This is a genomic window from Mesorhizobium sp. WSM4821 (assembly GCF_055901555.1).
On record NZ_CM148371.1, the window covers coordinates 6,076,582 to 6,094,934 of the forward strand.

General features: G+C 63.3%; 15 protein-coding genes and 1 pseudogene. 4 read left to right on the top strand and 12 right to left on the bottom strand.

Features of this window, described 5'->3' with window-relative positions:
- The first annotated feature begins 631 nt into the window (after positions 1–631).
- Positions 632–2,782, top strand: coding sequence for a GDSL-type esterase/lipase family protein (locus AC0NID_RS29720; protein ID WP_474033364.1), 2,151 nt, complete (start codon positions 632–634; stop codon positions 2,780–2,782).
- Between the two features lie 411 nt (positions 2,783–3,193).
- On the opposite strand, the pseudogene AC0NID_RS29725 reads toward AC0NID_RS29720, so the two are convergent.
- The 5 genes and pseudogenes from AC0NID_RS29725 to AC0NID_RS29745 all read right to left on the bottom strand — a co-directional run bounded on the left by AC0NID_RS29725 (position 3,194) and on the right by AC0NID_RS29745 (position 7,824).
- Positions 3,194–4,023: pseudogene (locus AC0NID_RS29725) on the bottom strand (IS5 family transposase).
- Positions 4,024–4,214: 191 nt separating this feature from the next.
- The gene (locus AC0NID_RS29730; protein ID WP_473457002.1) at positions 4,215–5,225 is read right to left on the bottom strand and encodes an alpha/beta hydrolase; all 1,011 of its coding nucleotides are present in this window, start codon (positions 5,223–5,225) and stop codon (positions 4,215–4,217) included.
- Positions 5,222–5,764 (bottom strand): flavodoxin, encoded by a 543-nt coding sequence (locus AC0NID_RS29735; RefSeq protein WP_473457001.1) that lies wholly within the window; start codon positions 5,762–5,764, stop codon positions 5,222–5,224. The genes AC0NID_RS29730 and AC0NID_RS29735 overlap by 4 nt, the downstream gene beginning before the upstream one ends.
- A gap of 51 nt (positions 5,765–5,815) precedes the next feature.
- Positions 5,816–6,805: an aldo/keto reductase gene (locus AC0NID_RS29740; protein ID WP_473457000.1), complete on the bottom strand. Its 990-nt coding sequence runs from the start codon at positions 6,803–6,805 to the stop codon at positions 5,816–5,818.
- Between the two features lie 14 nt (positions 6,806–6,819).
- Positions 6,820–7,824, bottom strand: a complete 1,005-nt coding sequence (locus tag AC0NID_RS29745; RefSeq protein ID WP_473457091.1) for an aldo/keto reductase — start codon at positions 7,822–7,824, stop codon at positions 6,820–6,822.
- A gap of 305 nt (positions 7,825–8,129) precedes the next feature.
- On the opposite strand from AC0NID_RS29745, the gene AC0NID_RS29750 reads away from it, so the two are divergent.
- A complete protein-coding gene (locus AC0NID_RS29750) occupies positions 8,130–9,017 on the top strand; it encodes a LysR family transcriptional regulator (protein ID WP_473457089.1) in 888 nt (295 codons plus the stop codon).
- Here AC0NID_RS29750 and AC0NID_RS29755 read toward each other — a convergent pair.
- The 4 genes from AC0NID_RS29755 to AC0NID_RS29770 all read right to left on the bottom strand — a co-directional run bounded on the left by AC0NID_RS29755 (position 8,982) and on the right by AC0NID_RS29770 (position 11,126).
- Positions 8,982–9,695 carry a DUF4405 domain-containing protein gene (locus AC0NID_RS29755; protein ID WP_473456999.1) on the bottom strand — a complete coding sequence of 238 codons (714 nt, stop codon included), beginning with the start codon at positions 9,693–9,695 and terminating at the stop codon, positions 8,982–8,984. The two genes, AC0NID_RS29750 and AC0NID_RS29755, sit on opposite strands and share 36 nt — an antisense overlap.
- 10 nt (positions 9,696–9,705) lie before the next feature.
- Positions 9,706–10,188 carry a cytochrome P460 family protein gene (locus AC0NID_RS29760; RefSeq protein ID WP_473456998.1) on the bottom strand — a complete coding sequence of 161 codons (483 nt, stop codon included), beginning with the start codon at positions 10,186–10,188 and terminating at the stop codon, positions 9,706–9,708.
- A 78-nt stretch (positions 10,189–10,266) separates the two neighbouring features.
- Entirely contained in the window at positions 10,267–10,719 is a 453-nt protein-coding gene (locus AC0NID_RS29765; protein ID WP_473456997.1) for a (R)-mandelonitrile lyase, read from the bottom strand.
- A 44-nt stretch (positions 10,720–10,763) separates the two neighbouring features.
- Positions 10,764–11,126 carry a carboxymuconolactone decarboxylase family protein gene (locus AC0NID_RS29770; RefSeq protein ID WP_473457088.1) on the bottom strand — a complete coding sequence of 121 codons (363 nt, stop codon included), beginning with the start codon at positions 11,124–11,126 and terminating at the stop codon, positions 10,764–10,766.
- Positions 11,127–11,573: 447 nt separating this feature from the next.
- Between AC0NID_RS29770 and AC0NID_RS29775 the strand changes: the two genes are divergently transcribed.
- On the top strand, positions 11,574–12,008 hold the full coding sequence (locus tag AC0NID_RS29775; protein ID WP_474033484.1) for a tyrosine-type recombinase/integrase: 435 nt from the start codon (positions 11,574–11,576) through the stop codon (positions 12,006–12,008).
- A gap of 717 nt (positions 12,009–12,725) precedes the next feature.
- Here the strand turns inward: AC0NID_RS29775 and AC0NID_RS29780 are convergent.
- A complete protein-coding gene (locus AC0NID_RS29780; RefSeq protein ID WP_473456994.1) occupies positions 12,726–13,796 on the bottom strand; it encodes a class I SAM-dependent methyltransferase in 1,071 nt (356 codons plus the stop codon).
- A gap of 149 nt (positions 13,797–13,945) precedes the next feature.
- Here AC0NID_RS29780 and AC0NID_RS29785 point away from each other — a divergent pair, with 149 nt between their 5' ends.
- Positions 13,946–14,977, top strand: coding sequence for a GlxA family transcriptional regulator (locus AC0NID_RS29785; RefSeq protein ID WP_473456992.1), 1,032 nt, complete (start codon positions 13,946–13,948; stop codon positions 14,975–14,977).
- 213 nt (positions 14,978–15,190) lie between these two features.
- Here the strand turns inward: AC0NID_RS29785 and AC0NID_RS29790 are convergent, their stop codons facing one another.
- Positions 15,191–16,837 (bottom strand): GMC family oxidoreductase, encoded by a 1,647-nt coding sequence (locus AC0NID_RS29790; protein WP_473456990.1) that lies wholly within the window; start codon positions 16,835–16,837, stop codon positions 15,191–15,193.
- A complete protein-coding gene (locus tag AC0NID_RS29795; protein ID WP_473456988.1) occupies positions 16,834–18,348 on the bottom strand; it encodes an FGGY-family carbohydrate kinase in 1,515 nt (504 codons plus the stop codon). Before AC0NID_RS29795 ends, AC0NID_RS29790 begins: the two co-directional genes overlap by 4 nt.
- Between the last annotated feature and the right edge of the window lie 5 nt (positions 18,349–18,353).

Below are 18,353 nucleotides of genomic sequence, written 5' to 3' on the forward strand. Positions count from 1 at the left end.
CTCTTCGGTTTTCGGTACCTTCCGGTGACGGGATGAGCCCTGTCGTGGCCGGATATTCCCGACATCCCGCGTGTATGGTACATATTGCTGCACCGCAACAAGGCAACCATACCACGACGTAGGCGTACCAAAGCATTGTCTAATTTAGGCATAACTAACGCGACAGTGTTCGACCGGCCAGCCTCATCGTGCCGTAGTCGCTCAGGAGGTGTTGCAGGCTTAAAAAAGTGTTGCCGAGCTACCCAAAATTGTGGCAAATATCATGTTGCACCGCATCAATATGCGATGCAACATTGAAATTGCCTCGCTTACCTGCATGAGGCCCGATCGTATCGGCTTCGGCTGCACCGGACCAGCGTTTGAAGAGGCCATACACAATGGTTCTGGACATCCAAGTCGAACAGGCCGTCAACGAATGCCGGCAATTCCGTCCATTTGATAGTATTCTCAAGCGCAGTCCGGCCGTATTCCCCGGAGGCCGCATAGGACGGAGAGCCAACCTACGCCAGTGATACCCAAGGAACTAGTCATGTAGGCTTCTCACCAACCCCGTCCAGCGCTTCGTACCGCTGTGCCCTTTGGTGGGTGACTTCCAGTTGAGCATGCCCCTTTGCCAAGAGGAGAGACTGCTGTGACTGTATTCTATGACAGCAACCGTGCAGATGCGTTCGTCGGCGCAGGCAGCTTGGACGGCGTAAGCTACAAGGCGTCTTCCCGCGGAGTCATTGCCGATTTGGCCTCCGGGCATGCGTACAAGTTGCTTTCAATACTGCCGCTCGGCGACTCCATCACATATGGAGTGATCGCCAGCTCGTCAGATACCGAAAGTGGCGGATATCGGAAGTTCATGCTGGAACGGCTGGACGCCCTCAACGTCAAGATCAATTTCGTCGGTTCCCTGTCCAATGGGCCCGCCAGCATGCAGGATCGCGATCACGAAGGACACCGCGGCTGGACGCTGAATCAGCTGAACGGGATAGACAACGGCATTGTGGCGGCTACCAAGGCCGACGCCGCGCTGCTGATTGCCGGAACGAACGACAGCGCGACCGATAGCGTGCCAACGATGCTGCAGGATTTGCGCAACCTGTTGCTCAGCTTGAGTTCGAGCGATCCTGCCTTGACCGTCTTCGTCGGTTCCTTGCCTCCCATTCGCGTCGGGCAGCAGTCACAGGCGCGTGCGGACCGCGTCAACGCCTACAACGATGCAATGCCCGCTCTGATCTCTGAACTGGCCGCCCAAGGGCATAAGGTCATCTTTGTCGACATGCGTGATCTGACACCAGATGACATCACAGCACCGCCGCTTGATAGCGGACTGCATCCGACTGCCGGGGGATATGCAAAAATCGCCTCATATTGGATCGACGCCTTGGAACAACACTTCGGTCTGGACGGGACCGGCATCGGAAGTGATCGCGATACCTTCACCAGCATTGAAAATCTTACTGGCTCTTCCTTTGCCGACCAACTCGGAGGAAACGAGGGAGCCAACGTGCTGGATGGGCTGGCGGGCGATGACGTGCTGGAGGGCCGCGGCGGTTCCGACCAGCTCATCGGCGGGGTCGGCGCCGACACGCTTGTCGGCGGCGCGGGTTCTGATGTCTACTATGTCGACAACGCCGGCGACAAAACCCTCGAGAATACCAATGGCGGCATTGACGAGACGCATGCTTATACAAACTGGACCCTGGCCGACAACGTCGAAAACCTCTTCCTGAGGTCGGCTGCCAATCTGGCGGGAAAAGGCAACGGGCTTGCCAACGCCATGGTGGGCAACGGCGGAGCGAACACGCTCGAAGGCCTCGGCGGCGGCGATCAGCTGGACGGTCGAGGCGGGTCGGACCGGCTCATCGGCGGCCCTGGCGCCGATATCCTCACGGGCGGAACGGGAAACGACAGCTTCTTCTTCGCCGCCGGCCACGGCCACGACACCATCACCGACTTCGATTTCTCCGGCGATGATCTCCTGGAGATTTCAGGCTACCAGAGCTACAGCGAACTCCGGCAGGTCGGGAGCGACACGCTGGTCGTGTTTTCCGACAGTGACACTGTTCTACTGGAAGACGTAACCAGCACCTCCCTGAGCAGTTCGGATTTCATCTGGAAGGATCCATTCAATGAGCCGCCGCCGGGGTCAATCGTAGGGGACGACGGCAACAATACGCTTACGGGCGGTTCCGGTGCGGACGTCATTTATGGAATGGACGGCAGCGACATCTTGGACGGAAAAGCGGGCGCCGACACGCTTGTCGGCGGCGCGGGTGCTGATGTCTACTATGTCGACAACGCCGGCGACAAAACCATCGAGAATACCAATGGCGGCATTGACGAGACGCATGCTTATACAAACTGGACCCTGGCCGACAACGTCGAAAACCTCTTCCTGAGGTCGGCTGCCAATCTGGCGGGAAAAGGCAACGGGCTTGCCAACGCCATGGTGGGCAACGGCGGGGCGAACACGCTCGAAGGCCTCGGCGGCGGCGATCAGCTGGACGGTCGGGGCGGGTCGGACCGGCTCATCGGTGGCCCTGGCGCCGATATCCTCACTGGCGGAACGGGAAACGACAGCTTCTTCTTCGCCGCCGGCCACGGCAACGACACCATCACCGACTTCGATTTCTCCGGCGATGATCTCCTGGAGATTTCAGGCTACCAGAGCTACAGCGAACTCCGGCAGGTCGGGAGCGACACGCTGGTCGTCTTTTCCGACAGTGACACTGTTTCGCTAAACAGTATCCCTGCCTCAAGTCTTTCAAATGGCGATTTTCTGTTCGTGTAGAGCAGCGATAGGAGCCCCAGGACCGTCGCGCGACCGTCATGATCCCGAAACCGCCGATCTGGAAGAGCGCGAGAATGACACCTTGACCGAAACCGGACCAGTAGGTGGGTGTATCCTGAACGATCAGCCCGGTCACGCAGACGGCCGAGGCGGACGTGAACAAGGCTGTCAGCAGCGGTCCTCTCCTCCGTCATGGGAACCTCCTGTCTGATGATTGAGAAGACCCCAATCGTCAGCCAGGACCGCAAACCTACAAATGCACGGCGTTCAGATCATTGCTGCACCCTCGCCACGGGCGCCAGTGCCGCGCGAGCGGCTTCGTCCAAGGGGTGGGAAGCCGTCAGTCTGCTTCCGGAAAAAGAAACTAGAATAGCCGCCGTTTGCTTAGTTAGAGCCTGACTCGAAACTCGGTTAGGCACGACGCGGAGCTGCCATGCGGCGAAGTATGAGGCGGATCGACGCGATGAAGATCCACGCCTCGGCGCTGGCGATGGTCGCCTCGAAGTCCTTGGCGAGCCGGCGACAACGTCCCAGCCAGGCGAAGGTTCGCTCGACGACCCATCGTCGCGGCAGCACCTCAAAGCCTTTGGCCGTGTCGGAGCGCTTGATGATTTCGATGGTCCACGTGCCCAGATCGGCCAGAGCCTGCGTCAGTTTTTCTCCGGCATAACCGCCGTCGGCGAATAGATGGCGCAACCACGGGTAAAGCTGTCGAATGGAGGCGATGACCCCGACTGCCCCATCCCTGTCCCGGATATCGGCCGTATGCACCGTCAGCCCGACCAGGTGCCCCTCGGTGTCGGTGATGATATGGCGCTTGCGGCCTTTGATCTTCTTGCCGGCGTCGAAGCCACGCAGACCGGCAACGTCCGTGGCCTTTGCCGATTGGCTGTCAATGACGCCGGAGCTGGGGTTCGCTTCGCGACCGAGGGCGGCGCGAGCCGCCGCCACCGGGTGGAAGTTGATGGTCTTCCACGGCCCATCGTCCCGCCCCATAGAAATAGCGTTGAACCGTCGAAACCGGCGGGAACCGCCTAGGCAATGCCCGCCACTGGCAGCCCGTCCAGGCGATAAAGAGGAGCGCGTCCACGACCGCCCGCAATTCGGTCGTCCGCGGTCGTCCCGTCGCCTTCGCTCCCGGCAGGAACGGCTCGATCAGCCCATTCCTTGTCCGTCAACGCATTTGCATCCCGCTGCCCCGCGCGGCAATATTGCCGGCGGGTGGCCTCCGTCCAACCCATGTTGTGACCTCGCTCAAGTCTAGACAACTCAAGCGAATCACAACGGACGGGGCCACTCAACCAGTTCCCGCTCAAACCAGAGTTTCGACCGAAACCCTTCACCATCCCGGACATTCAGGGCAAATCTACCGCTGCCCGAAACCTGACGTCCCGTTGACACGAGGCTTGAACACGCGGCCGCGGACGTTTCCCTAGCGCCTCAATTTCTCCCAGAACGCTGCAGCGTCCTCTACCCACCCCTCCGCGCTTGTGCCGGTGCCAAGGCCGAACCCATGGCCGATTCCGGGAAACACCCTGAACTCCACATTTGTCCCGTTGGTGCGGAGTGCGGAGACCCGGCGTTCCATGGCTGGGGGCGGAGCAATGCCGTCCTGTTGCCCGACCACTGCGAAGGTGGGCGGTTCATCTGCGGTGTGATCTTGATGGGAGGTATAGGCCATCACCACCGTCGAGGGCTTAGGAAGGTCGTCGCCGCCGAACCGTGCCGTGCCATGCGATCCGATGGATGCGACCATGCGGGCGCCGGCGGAGCTTCCCCACAGGGAATAGCCCTCCGTCGACACCTGCAGCTCCTCCGCGTTGGCGAAGATGTAGCTGAGGGCGAAGGCCAGATCCTCGGTCGCCACGGCGCCTCGCTGGCCGACGCGGTACTTCAGGACGAAGGCATTGTATCCGAGGCTGCTCAGGACATCCGCGTATGGGAATCCTTCGTGGACTGATCCGACATAGGAAAAGCCCCCGCCGGGCGCGATGACAGCGAACGGTGCTCCGGCTCGGCCGCGATAGAAGAACAGCCCGGTGTTCTCCCGCGCCGAAGCGTCCTGCTTCTGACCGTCGGTGTAGAAATCATAAAACACCTGACGGCCGGCAGCGACGTCGTCGATCATCCGATTGACGGAAGACACGACGAGATCGGGCCAGACGTTGCTGTGATACGGAAGCAGCGAGCCGATCTCGCTCAGCGGCATCGAGGGGTCGGCTGGCCTGTCGTCCCACGGCAGCAGCAGGCGGGCGTGACCGGCGAACGCCGGATGCGCCATGAGATCGCCGATCGTGCTGGCGGTCGACAACTGGTCAGCCGCAGCGACCGGTCCTTTCACAGCGCGGTTCACGTCCGTCCTGTCTTGCTTGCCCTCTTGCGCCTGCATCGCAGAAGCCTGAAACAGCAGCGAGACCGCAACGACGAGAGCGCTCAAAATCATCGGCCGACGTCCAGCCCATCCAGCCACTCCGTGACACGCTCGACCGTCTGGCGTTCCTGCGGCCGCTCCAGCACAAAGCCGTCGACGAGGCGCGCCTGCGGTGCGTGGTCCGCGACCACCGTGAGGCTGTCGCCCGTTCCAAAGCCGCCATGCGTAATGAAGGGCACGATCGTCTTGCGCGCCAGATCATGTACGGCGAGGAAGGAGCGGATCACGGGCGGTGCGGTGCCTCCCCAGATCGGGAATCCCAGATAGAGGGTTTCGTAGGCGGCGATCCGGCCGACTGTCGCGGCAAGCGGCGGCTCGAATCCGCGATCGCGTTCCTGCCGCGCCTGCTCGACGGTCTCGAAATAGTCGTCGGGATAGGGATCGGCTGGCACGATCTCGAAAGGGTCCGCCTCAAGCGATCGTGTGATCCGGCCGGCGATGACGCGTGTGTTGCCGCTGCGGGAAAACCAGGCGACGAGCGCACGCCCATCCGACGGCGCCGCCGACGCGACGCCACTCGTGGCTGCGAGCGGCAGGAGCAGAGACGACATGAGGACCTCCCTTCGGGTCGGCGACGGCAGGCGTTTCACGGTATGTCCCTCCTAGAGGTTCGTCATCTTCAGCACCGTGTCCGGCAGGCGTGCCCCATGCACCTCGACCCGCGACAATGCCGCGTCGATCACGGTGAGATCGTCATCCGTCAACACAAGGTCCACGGCGCCAAGGTTCTCTTCCAGACGGTGCAGCTTCGTCGTACCCGGGATCGGCACGATCCAGGGTTTTTGCGCGAGCAGCCAGGCCAGCGCCACCTGCGCCAGCGTCGCCTGCCTGCGGGCCGCGACAGGCCTGATCGCATCGACGAGATCGAGGTTCGCCCGTCGTGCCTCTTGGGCTAGCCGGGGGACGAGGTTGCGAAAATCGCCGGTCTCGAATTGCGTGTTCGAATCGATCTTGCCGGACAGGAATCCCGCGCCAAGCGGCGTGAAGGGCACGAATCCTATGCCTAGTTCTTCCAGCGCAGGCAGAAGCTCGGTCTCCGGGCCCCGCCAGAACAGCGAATACTCGCTCTGCACGGCGGTGACCGGCAGGACCGCATGAGCGCGCCGGATCGTCCCGACACTCGCTTCCGAAAGGCCGAAATGCTTGACCTTGCCGGCCGCGACGAGATCCTTCACCGCGCCGGCCACGTCCTCGATGGGCACAGCAGGGTCGACCCGGTGCTGGTAGAGCAGATCGATGCGATCGGTCCGCAGCCGCTTGAGGGAAGCCTCGACGGCCGCCTTCAAATGTTCTGGGCGGCTGTTGACGCCACTGCCGCGCGCGCCGGTCACCGGATCGATGTCGAAGCCGAACTTCGTCGCGATGACCACATGATCGCGCACCGGCTCCAGCGCCTCGCCGAGCAACGTCTCATTGACGAGAGGCCCGTAGGCCTCCGCCGTGTCGAAGAGGGTGATGCCTTTTTCGTGCGCGGCGCGAAGCAGCCGGACCATCTCCGACTCCTTCGGCGCGGCACCATAGGTGCCAGTCATGCCCATGCAGCCGAGGCCAAGGGCCGACACCTTCAGGGTGCCGATCGAACGGTATTGCATCAGTATCGCCTTCGTCAGTTCGGCTCGGGCGCTTCGACGCCCGAAAAGGCGAGCACCGCGTCGGGAAGCCGCTGACCGCGCACCTCGATCGCCGCCACGGCGGCATTGAGTTCGCCGATCTCGGCCGCGCTGAACGTGACGGAGGCGGCGCCGATATTTTCCAGCAGATGCGGCATCTGGGTCGTACCCGGGATGGGAACGATCCACGGCTTCTGCGCCATCAGCCAGGCGAGCGCGATCTGTGCCGGCGTGGCTTCCTTCTTCACGGCCCAGTCCTTCAGCAAGGTCACCAGCGCGAGGTTGGCTTCACGGTTGTCGGGCGAGAAGCGGGATTCGATACCGCGGATGTCACCTTCAGCAAACCGCGTCCGCTGGTCGATCGCGCCGGTCAGGAAGCCGACGCCGAGCGGGCTCCAGGGCACGAAGCCGATGCCGAGTTCCTCGCAGGTGGCAAGCACTTCGTCTTCCGGACCGCGCCACAGCATCGAGTATTCGTTCTGCACGGCGGCGACGGGAAGCGCGGCATGCGCGCGCCGCAGGGTCTTCAGGCCCATCTCGGACAGGCCCCAGTTGAGAACCTTGCCCTCGGCCTTGAGGTCGCTGATCGCACCAGCCACGTCCTCGATCGGGACTGTGGGATCGACGCGGTGCTGGTAGAGCAGATCGATGCGGTCGGTCCTGAGCCGCTTCAGCATGCCCTCGACCGCCTGCTTGATGCGCCCGGGCTGGCTGACCAGCCCCGGGCGACGTTCGCCGGTCTCCAGATCGACGTCCCAGCCGAACTTCGAGGTGATGACTACCTCATTGCGGAATGGCTCGATCGCCTCGCCTAGGATTCGCTCGCACTCGTGCGGGCCGTAGGCCTCGGCGCAGTCGAAGAAGGTGACGCCGCGCTCATGGGCCGTGCGGATGATGTTGAGCATCTCCTCCCGAGGCGGGATGATGGTGTGGTATGTTCGGTGCATGTTCTGGACGCCGATGCCGACGCTCGAAACCTCAAGCGTGCCCAGGGTCCGCATACCGAGCGGCGAGCCGCCCGCAGCCGCGGTCGCTCCGCTTGACTGCGCCAGGACGGGCGCGGCGCTTGTCGCGAGGAGGGGAGCGGCGGCCAGGCCGCCCGCGACGCCGAGGAGGCTCCTGCGGCTCATCTTCATTTTGGCGGTCATGTCTTCTTCCCTTCCAGGTCTGGTGGTCACCGCACCGCGTAACCTCATGGGGGCGACGGTCCAGGATCAGTGTTGGTAGGTCGAAGATAGTGCGTGCCGAACTCTGCGATAATGCGCTATAATCGGCATGTGGTGTTTAGGTGGGCTAACGAATGAGTATGGACTTCAACAATCTGGCTGCCTTCGCCGCCGTCGCGCGGGAGAAGAGCTTTACCCGCGCTGCCGCGAAGCTCCGCGTCTCGCCCTCCGCGCTCAGCCAGACGATCAGCAGCCTCGAAGAGCGGCTCGGCATGCGGCTGCTGACGCGCACGACGCGCAGCGTCTCCTGCACCGAGGCGGGCGAGCGGCTGATGCGGACCGTGGCGCCGCGGCTGGGCGAGATCGAAGTGGAACTGGCGGCGTTGACGGAACTGCGCGACAGGCCGGCCGGAACGCTGCGGATTACCGCGGGCGAACATCCCGCCATCAGCGTGCTGCAGCCGGCGCTGAGCAAGTTCCTGCCGGACTACCCGGACGTCAAGGTCGAGATCATCGTCGACAGCGCCCTGACCGACATCGCCGCCGAGGGCTACGATGCGGGCGTGCGCATGGGCGAGCAGGTCGCCAAGGATATGATCGCGGTGCGCATCGGTCCCCAGATGCGCATGGCGCTCGTCGGCTCGCCCGACTACTTCGCCCGCCATCCGTCGCCGAGTGAGCCGCAGGATCTGGCGGAGCACAATTGCATCACGACCAGGATGCCGACCTATGGCGGCCTGGCGACCTGGGGACTGGAGCGCGACGGTCGCGAGGTGAAGGTTCGCGCCGACGGCCAACTGGTGTTCAACAGCCTCTCGATACGTGTCCAGTCGGCGCTCGATGGGCTAGGCCTCGCCTATGTGCCGGAGGACCAGGCTCTGCCCCATATCGCCGAGCGCCGCCTCGTCCGGGTTCTGGAAGAGTGGTGTCCCTATTTCCCGGGCTATCACCTCTACTACCCGAGCCGGCGTCATCCGTCTCCGGCGCTCACGCTACTGGTCGACGTGCTTCGCTACCGGGGACCGTAAGGTCCTGATCCGCGCGAGACTGTCCAGCCCGAGCTTTGCGTAATAGGTCAGTGCGATGAAGAGACCTGCAATGGCCAGCCAGTGCAGGAAGAAGCCCGCGACCGAATCCTCGAAGTTCCACCAGTCGAGTGTCATCTGCATGGACAGCTTCGTGCCGAGGGCCTGGGCCCGGGAACTCCACAGGCCGTAGGCGGCGATGAGTGTCGTTGCGAGCCGCATCGACCAGGTCCGGACGATGCTCGGACGCGTGATGCCGAACCATCCGCGGGCGACGCCCATCAGCATCGGCCACCTCAGTCCCAGATGGATCGAGACCAGGATCACCGCCCAGTAGGACGCAGCAATGTGGATCTGGCGCACCGTGAATCCGCCATAGGCCGACATGATCGATGAGAGAGCGTTGGAGATCAGCACGCTGGTGAGCAGCAGGACGAACATCGACGCCAGCAGCAAGGCCGTCGCCGTCAGGTTGAAGAGCCCGCGCCGCTGCCGTCCCCTGGTCGCCGCATTCGCAAACCAGCGGCGATTGAAGACATTGTGCAGGATGAGCAGGAGGAACAGCGCGGTCCCCGCTACCTCGTGCGTGACATTGCCGAGCCACCAGTAGGACAGACAGAAGAGGAGCAGCGCCGCGGCGACGAGATCGAAGCCGAGCCGCATGAGGAAGATGCGGGACATGGGCGACGTTCTACTCGACCGGCGTGCCGTCGAAGCGGGGAATGCGGTTTGCCGTGAACAGGAAGTCGCTGCCCGACTGGCTGCTGTGGCACGACTGGCAGCGTGCGGTGTTCTCGTCCATGTTCACCGAGCGGTCCGGCCAGAACCACTGGAACTGCCAATCGTCGGTGCGGCGGGACTCGTCATAGTCGAGACCCCAGTCCGCTCCCTTTTCCATGACGAAGTAGCGATAGACCTCGTCATTCCGGTAGTCGACGAGAACGAAGTGGGTGCCGTCCGGAATGGGCTGCCTCTGCTTGACCGCCTCGATCGCCTCGGGCGTCGTCATGATGTGCTCGGTCACCTCGCCGCGCCGCACGGTGGTGTAGTGGACCAGTGCCTCAAGCTCCGGAAACTGCACCCGTGTCGTCTCCGCATGGACCTGCCAGCCCACGAGTGACGCGGCGCAGGCGGCAAGCGCGGCAACCGCCGCGGGATAGGCGTATCGTCTCATGCGCAGGGTCCGCTTCATTCAGGTTGGTTAGGACGGATCGCCGTCCGGCGACCCGCAATAAGGACGCCATCAGCGCCCCTACTGTTCGTCGGCGACCTGTTCCATCCAGTCCACAGTCTTGCCGTCGAGCGCTTCCGAGAATGCGATATGGCTCATGCCGACATCGGCGCACGCCCCATGCCAGTGCTTGGCGCCGGGCGGGATCCACACGGTGTCGCCCGGCCGGATCTCCTGCACCGGTCCATCCCAGTGCTGCACCCGGCCGACGCCCGCTGTGACGATCAGCGTCTGGCCCAGCGGATGCGTATGCCATGCCGTTCGGGCACCCGGCTCGAAGGTGACGGTGCCGCCGCTGATCCGTGCGAGCCCGGCGCCCTTGAACCGCGAGTCGACGCGCACCGCGCCGGTGAAGTTCTCGGACGGCCCGGCGGTGGACGGCTGCGACCCCGCGCGGGTGACGACGACTTCTGTGTCCGCGTTGGCTGGCATTGCGATGGCGACCATGGCGGCGGCGAGTATTGCGGGTTTCATGAGGGCTCCGGTCGGACTGTGACGCGGTTGGGTTGATCGGAGCGCTATTTCTCGAAGACTTCCTTGGCGATCGCGACCGCCGAGACGGCGCTCGGCCAGCCGGAGTAGAACGCCATGTGGGTGATCGCCTCGACCAGTTCTTCCTCGGTCACGCCATTCTGGCGCGCCAGGTTGAGATGGGAGCGCAGTTGATCGGGCCGGTTGAGGGCAATCAGCCCGGCCACCGTCACCAGGCTGCGATCACGCTTGGACAGTTCAGGACGCTCCCAGATGTCCGCATAGAGGATGCTGTCCGTCAATTCAGCCAGCTTCGGCGCGGTTGCGCCCATCAACTGCTGTGCCCTGGACTGCGCCTGCGGCTCAGCGGCGACCTCTGCAGCTGGCGCATCGGACTGGGCGTGGGCCATCGTGGACATACCTCCGGCGGCGACGAGGGCGAGCAGCGTGTTTCTGGCGACGCGATTCATGGCGATTTCCTTGCGAGGGCATGGCTGGATCGGCAGCGAACGACATCAGTTGCATCTGTGCGCATGTCGCCCGGACTGCGATCGGCGAGCGTTGTCTGCCAGAGAGATAGACCCTTACGCATTCTGCGATAAGGCACGGTTATCGGCATGCGTCTGTAAGCTGAGCTAACGAATCCGCGAGCGCGACTTGCGTCCCGGCCGGAATTCGCGGCAGTGCTTCGAAAGCTTTCCAGCGCGACGGTGACGGAAGTTGCTCGATTGTACAGAAGCGATCCGGACGGCGTTGTCATGGCCGATCGTAAAATGGGTGCCAGGAATAGGTTTCGCTGCCCGCCGGTGCCGACCGGAGAAGAGGTCAAACGGATAGAGCAGAATACTACGGGAGTAATGTGGTCGGCGCTATTCAGCACGGCCGCCAAGACGGGGCTGCGTGGGGCGGAACTCCGCGCTCTGAAATGGCAGGACATCGATCTCGCCAAAGGTGTGATCCGCGCACCTACTCCTAAGTGCCGGGCCCCATATCGCCGGGTGTCGATTGGGCCAAACGCAATCAGTGTTCTTGAGGCTTGGTGGAAGGAAGCAAGGGATCCGGAAGGATCCGTATTCTGTATTAGCGGCGATCCTCTGTCGCAATTCGCAATGACGAAGGCATTCAACGCCGCCCAGATGGCCGCAGGCGTCGTAGGGTCCTTGGGGAAGCCAAAGTATGTTATGCACTCCCTGCGTCTTCACTCCTGTGTAGAAATGGCGCGCCGCGGTGCCAGCGGCAATGAGCTTGCACGTCTCATGGATACTCGGCCTCTCTTTCCAGAAGAAAACTAAGGACTCGAAGTTACCGATCCCGCACCAGAGTACCTAAAGGGAGTCGTGAATGCGATCGCTTGTGCTGCCCGCGAGCCAGGTAACAGCCCTCTGCAAGGGAGCCGCCCGATCTGGCTTCATTGCCGAAGTCAGAATGGGCGATGTCGTGGTGCGCCTGATGCCCGCCGAGGGCTCCTCTCAGGACGACAACGACATAGGCCCGGAAGCATTCAAGACCTTAGACGAATATAAGATCTGGAGGGATCGGAGCCGTGCGGGCACAGCTTAAGGGTATTCACAAGGTCAAGCGCCGTTAGAAAACGATGGAATAGAAGTCGCTACCAACCGCGACAGCGGCCAGGGCATCGGCCCCGAAGATGACTGAAACCATTGCGGCGTCGGTAACGGTCATCCCCATGTTGACGAGCCCGATGAGCATGATCGGAGCGGCGAGTTTCAGGAGGGCTTTCCCTTCCTGAATGCAGAGGCCGCGATCGACATTGTCGCAGGCCCAGTCGAACGGGCGGAATCCAGGTGCGCGAGGGCCATTTTCGGGGTCTTCAGGAGACGGAAGGTGAAGGTGGCGGCGTCCGGTCGGTGTAGCCGGACGCCGTCGGACGTCATTCGGAGCGACTTCACCTTCGGCTCGAGCGCGTTGTTCGAATGGTAGAGCGGGGCATTTCGCTGGTCGGGGTCATCGGACGTGTCTGTTGAGTTCGGTCGAAGGGATGCGGCGCCTCAGCGCCGCACCTCGAAGATGAGGTTGAAAGGCGTTTCCGCGGCGCGACGGAAGTGCGTGAAGCCCGCCTTGCGGAACACTTCAGCCAGCCGTGCCTGGCCAGCCTGCGCGCCGAGCACCATGTGACCGCCCTCCGAAATCGCGTGCGCGGTGCAGATCACGGCCGAGGCCGAGTAGTAGAGCTGCGCGACCGGGTTGAGGTTGTCCTTGACGTGGTCGTGCGCGAACGGCTCGACCAGCAAGACGGTACCGCCCGGTGCGAGGGTCTCGGTCGCATGGCGTGCTGCCGCGATCGGATCGCCCAGATCGTGCAAAATGTCGAAGAAGCAGATCAGGCCGTAGCCGCCGTCCGCATAGTCGTCGGCCCGGCTAAGCGCATACTCGACGCGGTCCGATACGCCCGCCGCGGCCGCGTTCCGCCGTGCTTCGTCAAGCGACGCAGGATGCGTGTCGAAGCCATGGAAGCGCGAGTTCGGGAACGCTTCGGCCATGAGCAGCGTCGAATGCCCGTGACCGCAGCCGACGTCGGCAACCTCAATGCCGGCCTCCAGTTGTTCCACCACACCATCAAGTGCGCGCAGCCATTGCGGCACCAGATTGGCGCGGTAGCCGTTGCGGTAGAAAGCCGCCGAGCCACAGGAAAGCCGGCCGTCATGCTCGCCCCAGGCGATGCCCTTGCCAGTCCGGAAGGCATCGAGGGTCTTCGGTTCGTCGAACCACATCGACGCCGGCACGTTCCAAGCATGCGGGATATAGACAGGGCTGTCCTCGACGGCCAACACCATCGCATGCTCAGGCAGCAGTTCGTAAGTGTCGCTGAGCCCGTGATAGGCGATGTAGCCGCCTGCGGCCTGCGCGTTCAGCCATTCGGCGACGTAGCGCTCTGCGCAGTCGGCCCGCTTGGCGACTTCCTTGGCGCTCAGGGGGCCAGCCCCGGCCATGGCCCGGTAGAGACCGAGCTTGCTGCCCAGGCTGACCATCACACCGGTGTAACCGGCCGTCAGATCGCCGAAGGCGCGTGTCGCGAAGGCTTCAAGCCTTGCCTGATCGATCTTTGGTGTATCCAGCATTGCACTGTTCCTTCGTGGAGTTGGTTGCGTTCAGATGCGGCTGTGGTGTAGGCCGTTGGGTAGCCTGCGCGACAGAGCCGCTCTCGCCCGCAATCGGTCCATTCGTGCCAAGTCGGGTGCTTTCTCGTGGCACGGCGCGAGGGGCCATCATGTCCAACCACGCGAACCAGAACGGATCGGCCCAACTGCGGGTTTGCCTCGTCGCTCTGCCGGATGCGGTTATCTCGACCTTGGCCGGAATCTACGACGTGATGAATGGCGTCTCGATGATGGGGATCGCTACCCCCGGCACCAAGCATCCCTTCAAGGTAGAGATCGTCGGCGAACAGACGGGCCCGCTCCGACTGGCAAGCGGCATGCCCATCGATGTGCAGCATTCGGTGGATGACGTCGGGGCCTGCGACATCGTCATCGTCCCGTCGGTGCTGCTTAAGCCGGGGGGCTGGGAGACGGGTCGCTACCCGCGTCTCGTGGAGTGGATAACGCGGATGCACGATGGCGGCGCAAGGCTATGTTCGGCCTGCTCGGGCGTCTTCCTGCTGGCCGAAACCGGGCTGTTCGATGGCAGGGACGCGACCGTCCATTTCGGCTACGCGAACCAGTTCTCTGCCTGTTACCCCGCAATACCGATCCATCCCGAACGCGTGCTGGTGATCTCGGGCGCGCGCGAGGACCTCGTCAGTTCGGGCGCATCTAACACCTGGCACGACATGGTGCTCTACCTGATCGCCCATCACATCGGGGCGACTGTCGCGCAAGAGGTCGCGCGCATGTTCGCGCTGCAATGGCACCAGGACGGACTGACGCCCTACATGATCTTCGAGGGTCGCAACGACCACGGCGACGCCGAGATCCAGAACGCCCAGGAGTGGCTTGCAACGAACTTCTCGATCGGCAATCCGGTCGAAGCGATGATCAAGCGCTCAAGGCTTGCACAACGCACGTTCAAGCGGCGCTTTGCGGAAGCGACAGGCCTTGCGCCGCTCGCCTATGTGCAGCGCCTGAGGATCGAGGACGCCAAGCGCCGACTCGAGCGAACCGGCACGCCGGTGGACGAGATCAGTTGGCGTGTCGGCTACGAGGACGCCGCCTTCTTCCGGCGGCTGTTCAAGCGTATCACGGGGATGACGCCCGGCGCGTATCGGCGACGGTTTCAGATACCGGAGTTTGCGCGAGGGTAGGTCGTGTTTGGGCAATCCGCAGGCTGCAGACTGAAAGCAGCGCGTCCATCTGGATCGCTGCTCGGTTATCGACAAACTCCGCAAAAGCTTCCGGGGAACGTCAGATCGATGATGACCAACCCTAACCCTGCCAGACTGCGTGGTCTGGAACGGCACGTCGCCTCATGGGAGCGAGGCGACGGCACAACAGCGGACGCAGGGCTGCCGTCTGCCTCAGCTCGGATGCGCCGCTGAGAATCCTTCTCGCGATTTGTGGTCCTGCAAGATCATATCCGACGCCTTCTCCGCGATCATGATCACTGGCGAGTTGGTGTTGCCGGAAACGATCGTCGGCATAATCGAAGCATCGACGACGCGCAGGCCAGAAATGCCATGCACCCGCAGCCGGCCGTCGACCACGGCCATCGCATCTGCACCCATCTTGCAGGTGCCAACCGGGTGGAAAATCGTAGTGCCGATATCGCCGGCCTTGCGGACGAGATCTTCGTCGCTTTCATAGTGTGCCCCAGGCAGCATTTCCTCAGGCGCAAAGCGGGCAACGGCGCGCGCCTTCATCAAGCGGCGGACATGGCGAAGCGATGCTACGGCCACGGTCCTATCTCCCGCCGTAGACAGATAGTTCGGCCGGATCTTCGGGGCCGTATGCGGCTCGGACGCTGCTATGTGGACGGTGCCGCGGCTTTCCGGTCTGAGGCAGCAGACCGAAACCGTGACGGCGGGGAAGCGATGCAGCGGCTCGCCCAGCCGGTCGGTGCTCAACGGCTGGACGTGATATTCGAGGTCGGGCGTCTCCAGGCGCGGGTCGCTTCTGGCGAAGATGCCAAGCTGGCTCGGCGCCATCGACAACGGCCCGGTGCGACGGATGGCGTATTCGACGCCCATGGCCGCGCGGCTGAACAGATTATGGTAGCGCTGGTTTAGTGTCGAGGCATTGGCGACCTTGAAGACCGTGCGGATCTGCAGATGATCCTGCAGGTTCTCGCCGACGCCTTTCAGCGCGTGGCGAACCGCAATCCCGGCTGTGCCAAGCACGTCAGGTCGGCCGACGCCGGAAAGCTCGAGCAGCTTCGGCGAATTGATCGCGCCAGCGGCAAGTATCGTCTCGCCTGCCTGCGCACGGTGCAACCGGCCGCCCATGCGGAAGTCAACGCCTGTGACGCAAGCTCCATCGAAAACCAGGGTTTCGGCCTCGGCGCCGGTCACGACGCGCAAATTCGACCGCCAAAGCACGCTCCGCAGGAACGCTTTGGAGGTGTTCCAGCGCACGCCCTTCCTCTGGTTGACCTCGAAATAGCCCGACCCCTCGTTGGTCCCACCGTTGAAATCCTCGGTCCGGGGGATGCCGAGTTCCTCGGCAGCATCGCGGAAGGCATCCAGGATCGGCCAGGACAGGCGCTGGCGCTCGACGCGCCATTCGCCGCCGGCGCCATGGAGCTCGTTTGCGCCACCAAAATGATCCTCGGACTTGCGGAAATATGGGAGCACGTCATCCCAACCCCAACCAAGGTTTCCGGCTTGTCGCCAGCCATCATAGTCGGCTGCCTGGCCGCGCATGTAGATCATGCCGTTGATGGACGAGCAGCCGCCCAGAAGCTTGCCGCGCGGATAGTTGAGCGCACGACCGTTCAGCCCGGCCTCCGGCTCGGTCTTCATGAGCCAATCGGTGCGCGGGTTGCCCATGCAATAGAGATAGCCGATGGGAATGTTGACCCAGTGGTAGCGGTCGCTGCCGCCGGCTTCCAGAAGCAGCACGCGCACGGCCGGATTGGCCGACAGTCTGTTGGCCAGCACGCAGCCGGCTGAACCGGCGCCGACGATGATGAAGTCGTAGTATCCGAAATCGGCAGCGGCCTGTTTCAATTGGATGTCCGTTCGCTTGCGATCCTGTCCCATAGCGGACCCATGGCCTGGTTGATCTCGCCATACAGACGATAGCGCTGCTCATAAGCCGGTGCGATTTCACTGTTGGGCTGATAGCAGCGGTCGGGCGCGGTCATGGCAGCCGCGCCCGCAGAAAAGTCGGCAAACAAGCCGACGCCCGCCCCAGCCGCAATTGCAGCGCCCAGCGCACCGGTCTCGCGGCTGCGCGCTACCGTGACCGGCACGCCCAGCACATCGGCGAATATCTGCGGCCAGACGGCGCTGCGCGAGCCCCCGCCTGAGAGAACCGCCTGACTGACAGTCGCTCCGGCTCGACGCAGCGTCTCGATATGGCGGCGATGTTCGAAGACGACGCCCTCGAACAATGCGCGCAGCATATGCGCCCGCGTGTGCCAGCCGGCGATGCCGTAGAAACCCGCACGCGCCTTGCCATTCTGCTGCGAGCCGTAAAGGAATGGGTGATAGATCGGCATGTCTGCGGCTGGATCGACGGAAGCGACAAGCTCGCTGCAGATCTCGAATGGCGATGCGCCTGCCGGCGGCGCATGCTCGAAGAACTCACGCACGATCCACTCGAGATTTGCGGCCGAGGTGGCGCTCGATTCGATGGCCAGGTAGCGCACCGGATCGAACGTCGACAGCATGAAGATCGACGGATCGCGGATCGGCTCTGCGGTGATAACCTGGTTGATGCTCCAGGTGCCCGCAATGATGGAGGCGGCTCCGGTGCTGGTGACGCCCGAACCGACGGCGCTGGCGACGACGTCGAACAGGCCCGCCACCACGGGCGTGCCCGCCCGAAGGCCGGTGGCGGCGGCGACGTCGCGCGTGATATGGCCGGCAATGTCGCAGGCCTCCAGCACGTTCGGTAGCAGTTCCATGCAATCGTCGAGACCGTAGGCGGCCAGCAACTCACGCTCGTAGCGCCGCTCGGACATGTGCAAAAGCCCACAGCCCGACATATCCGAGGTCTCGCTCGAGCGCGCCCCGGTGAGGCGGTTGACGACAAAATCCTTGCACAGGAAGACGGTGCCAATTCGGGCAAAAAGCGCCGGGTCATGACACTTGAGCCACGCCAGCAGAGTCGGCGTCTGCGCCGCCCAGGGCCGTTGCAGGCAGTGGACATAGGTCCGCTCGCCAACGCCTGCGGCCGCCCATTCGCTGACGATGCCGATGCCGCGCGTGTCGAGCGACTGGATGCCGAGCAGCGGGTCGCCGCCGCGGTCCAGCGCGTAGAGCCCGTTGCCGTGACCGGCGCAGCCGATCACCACGATGTCGCCTGGATCGACACCCGACTGGTCGAGGCACTGACGGATGACCTCGACGGCGTTGCGCCACAATTCACCGAGGTCGCGCTCGACGTGACCGGGTTTTGGCATGCAGGAGCGGCCGTCCCGGGCGGCGAGCGCGAGCTCGCGACCGGCGGTATCGAAGATGATGGCCTTTATGACGGTGTTACCCGCATCAAGACCCAGAATGTATTGCTGCATTGACG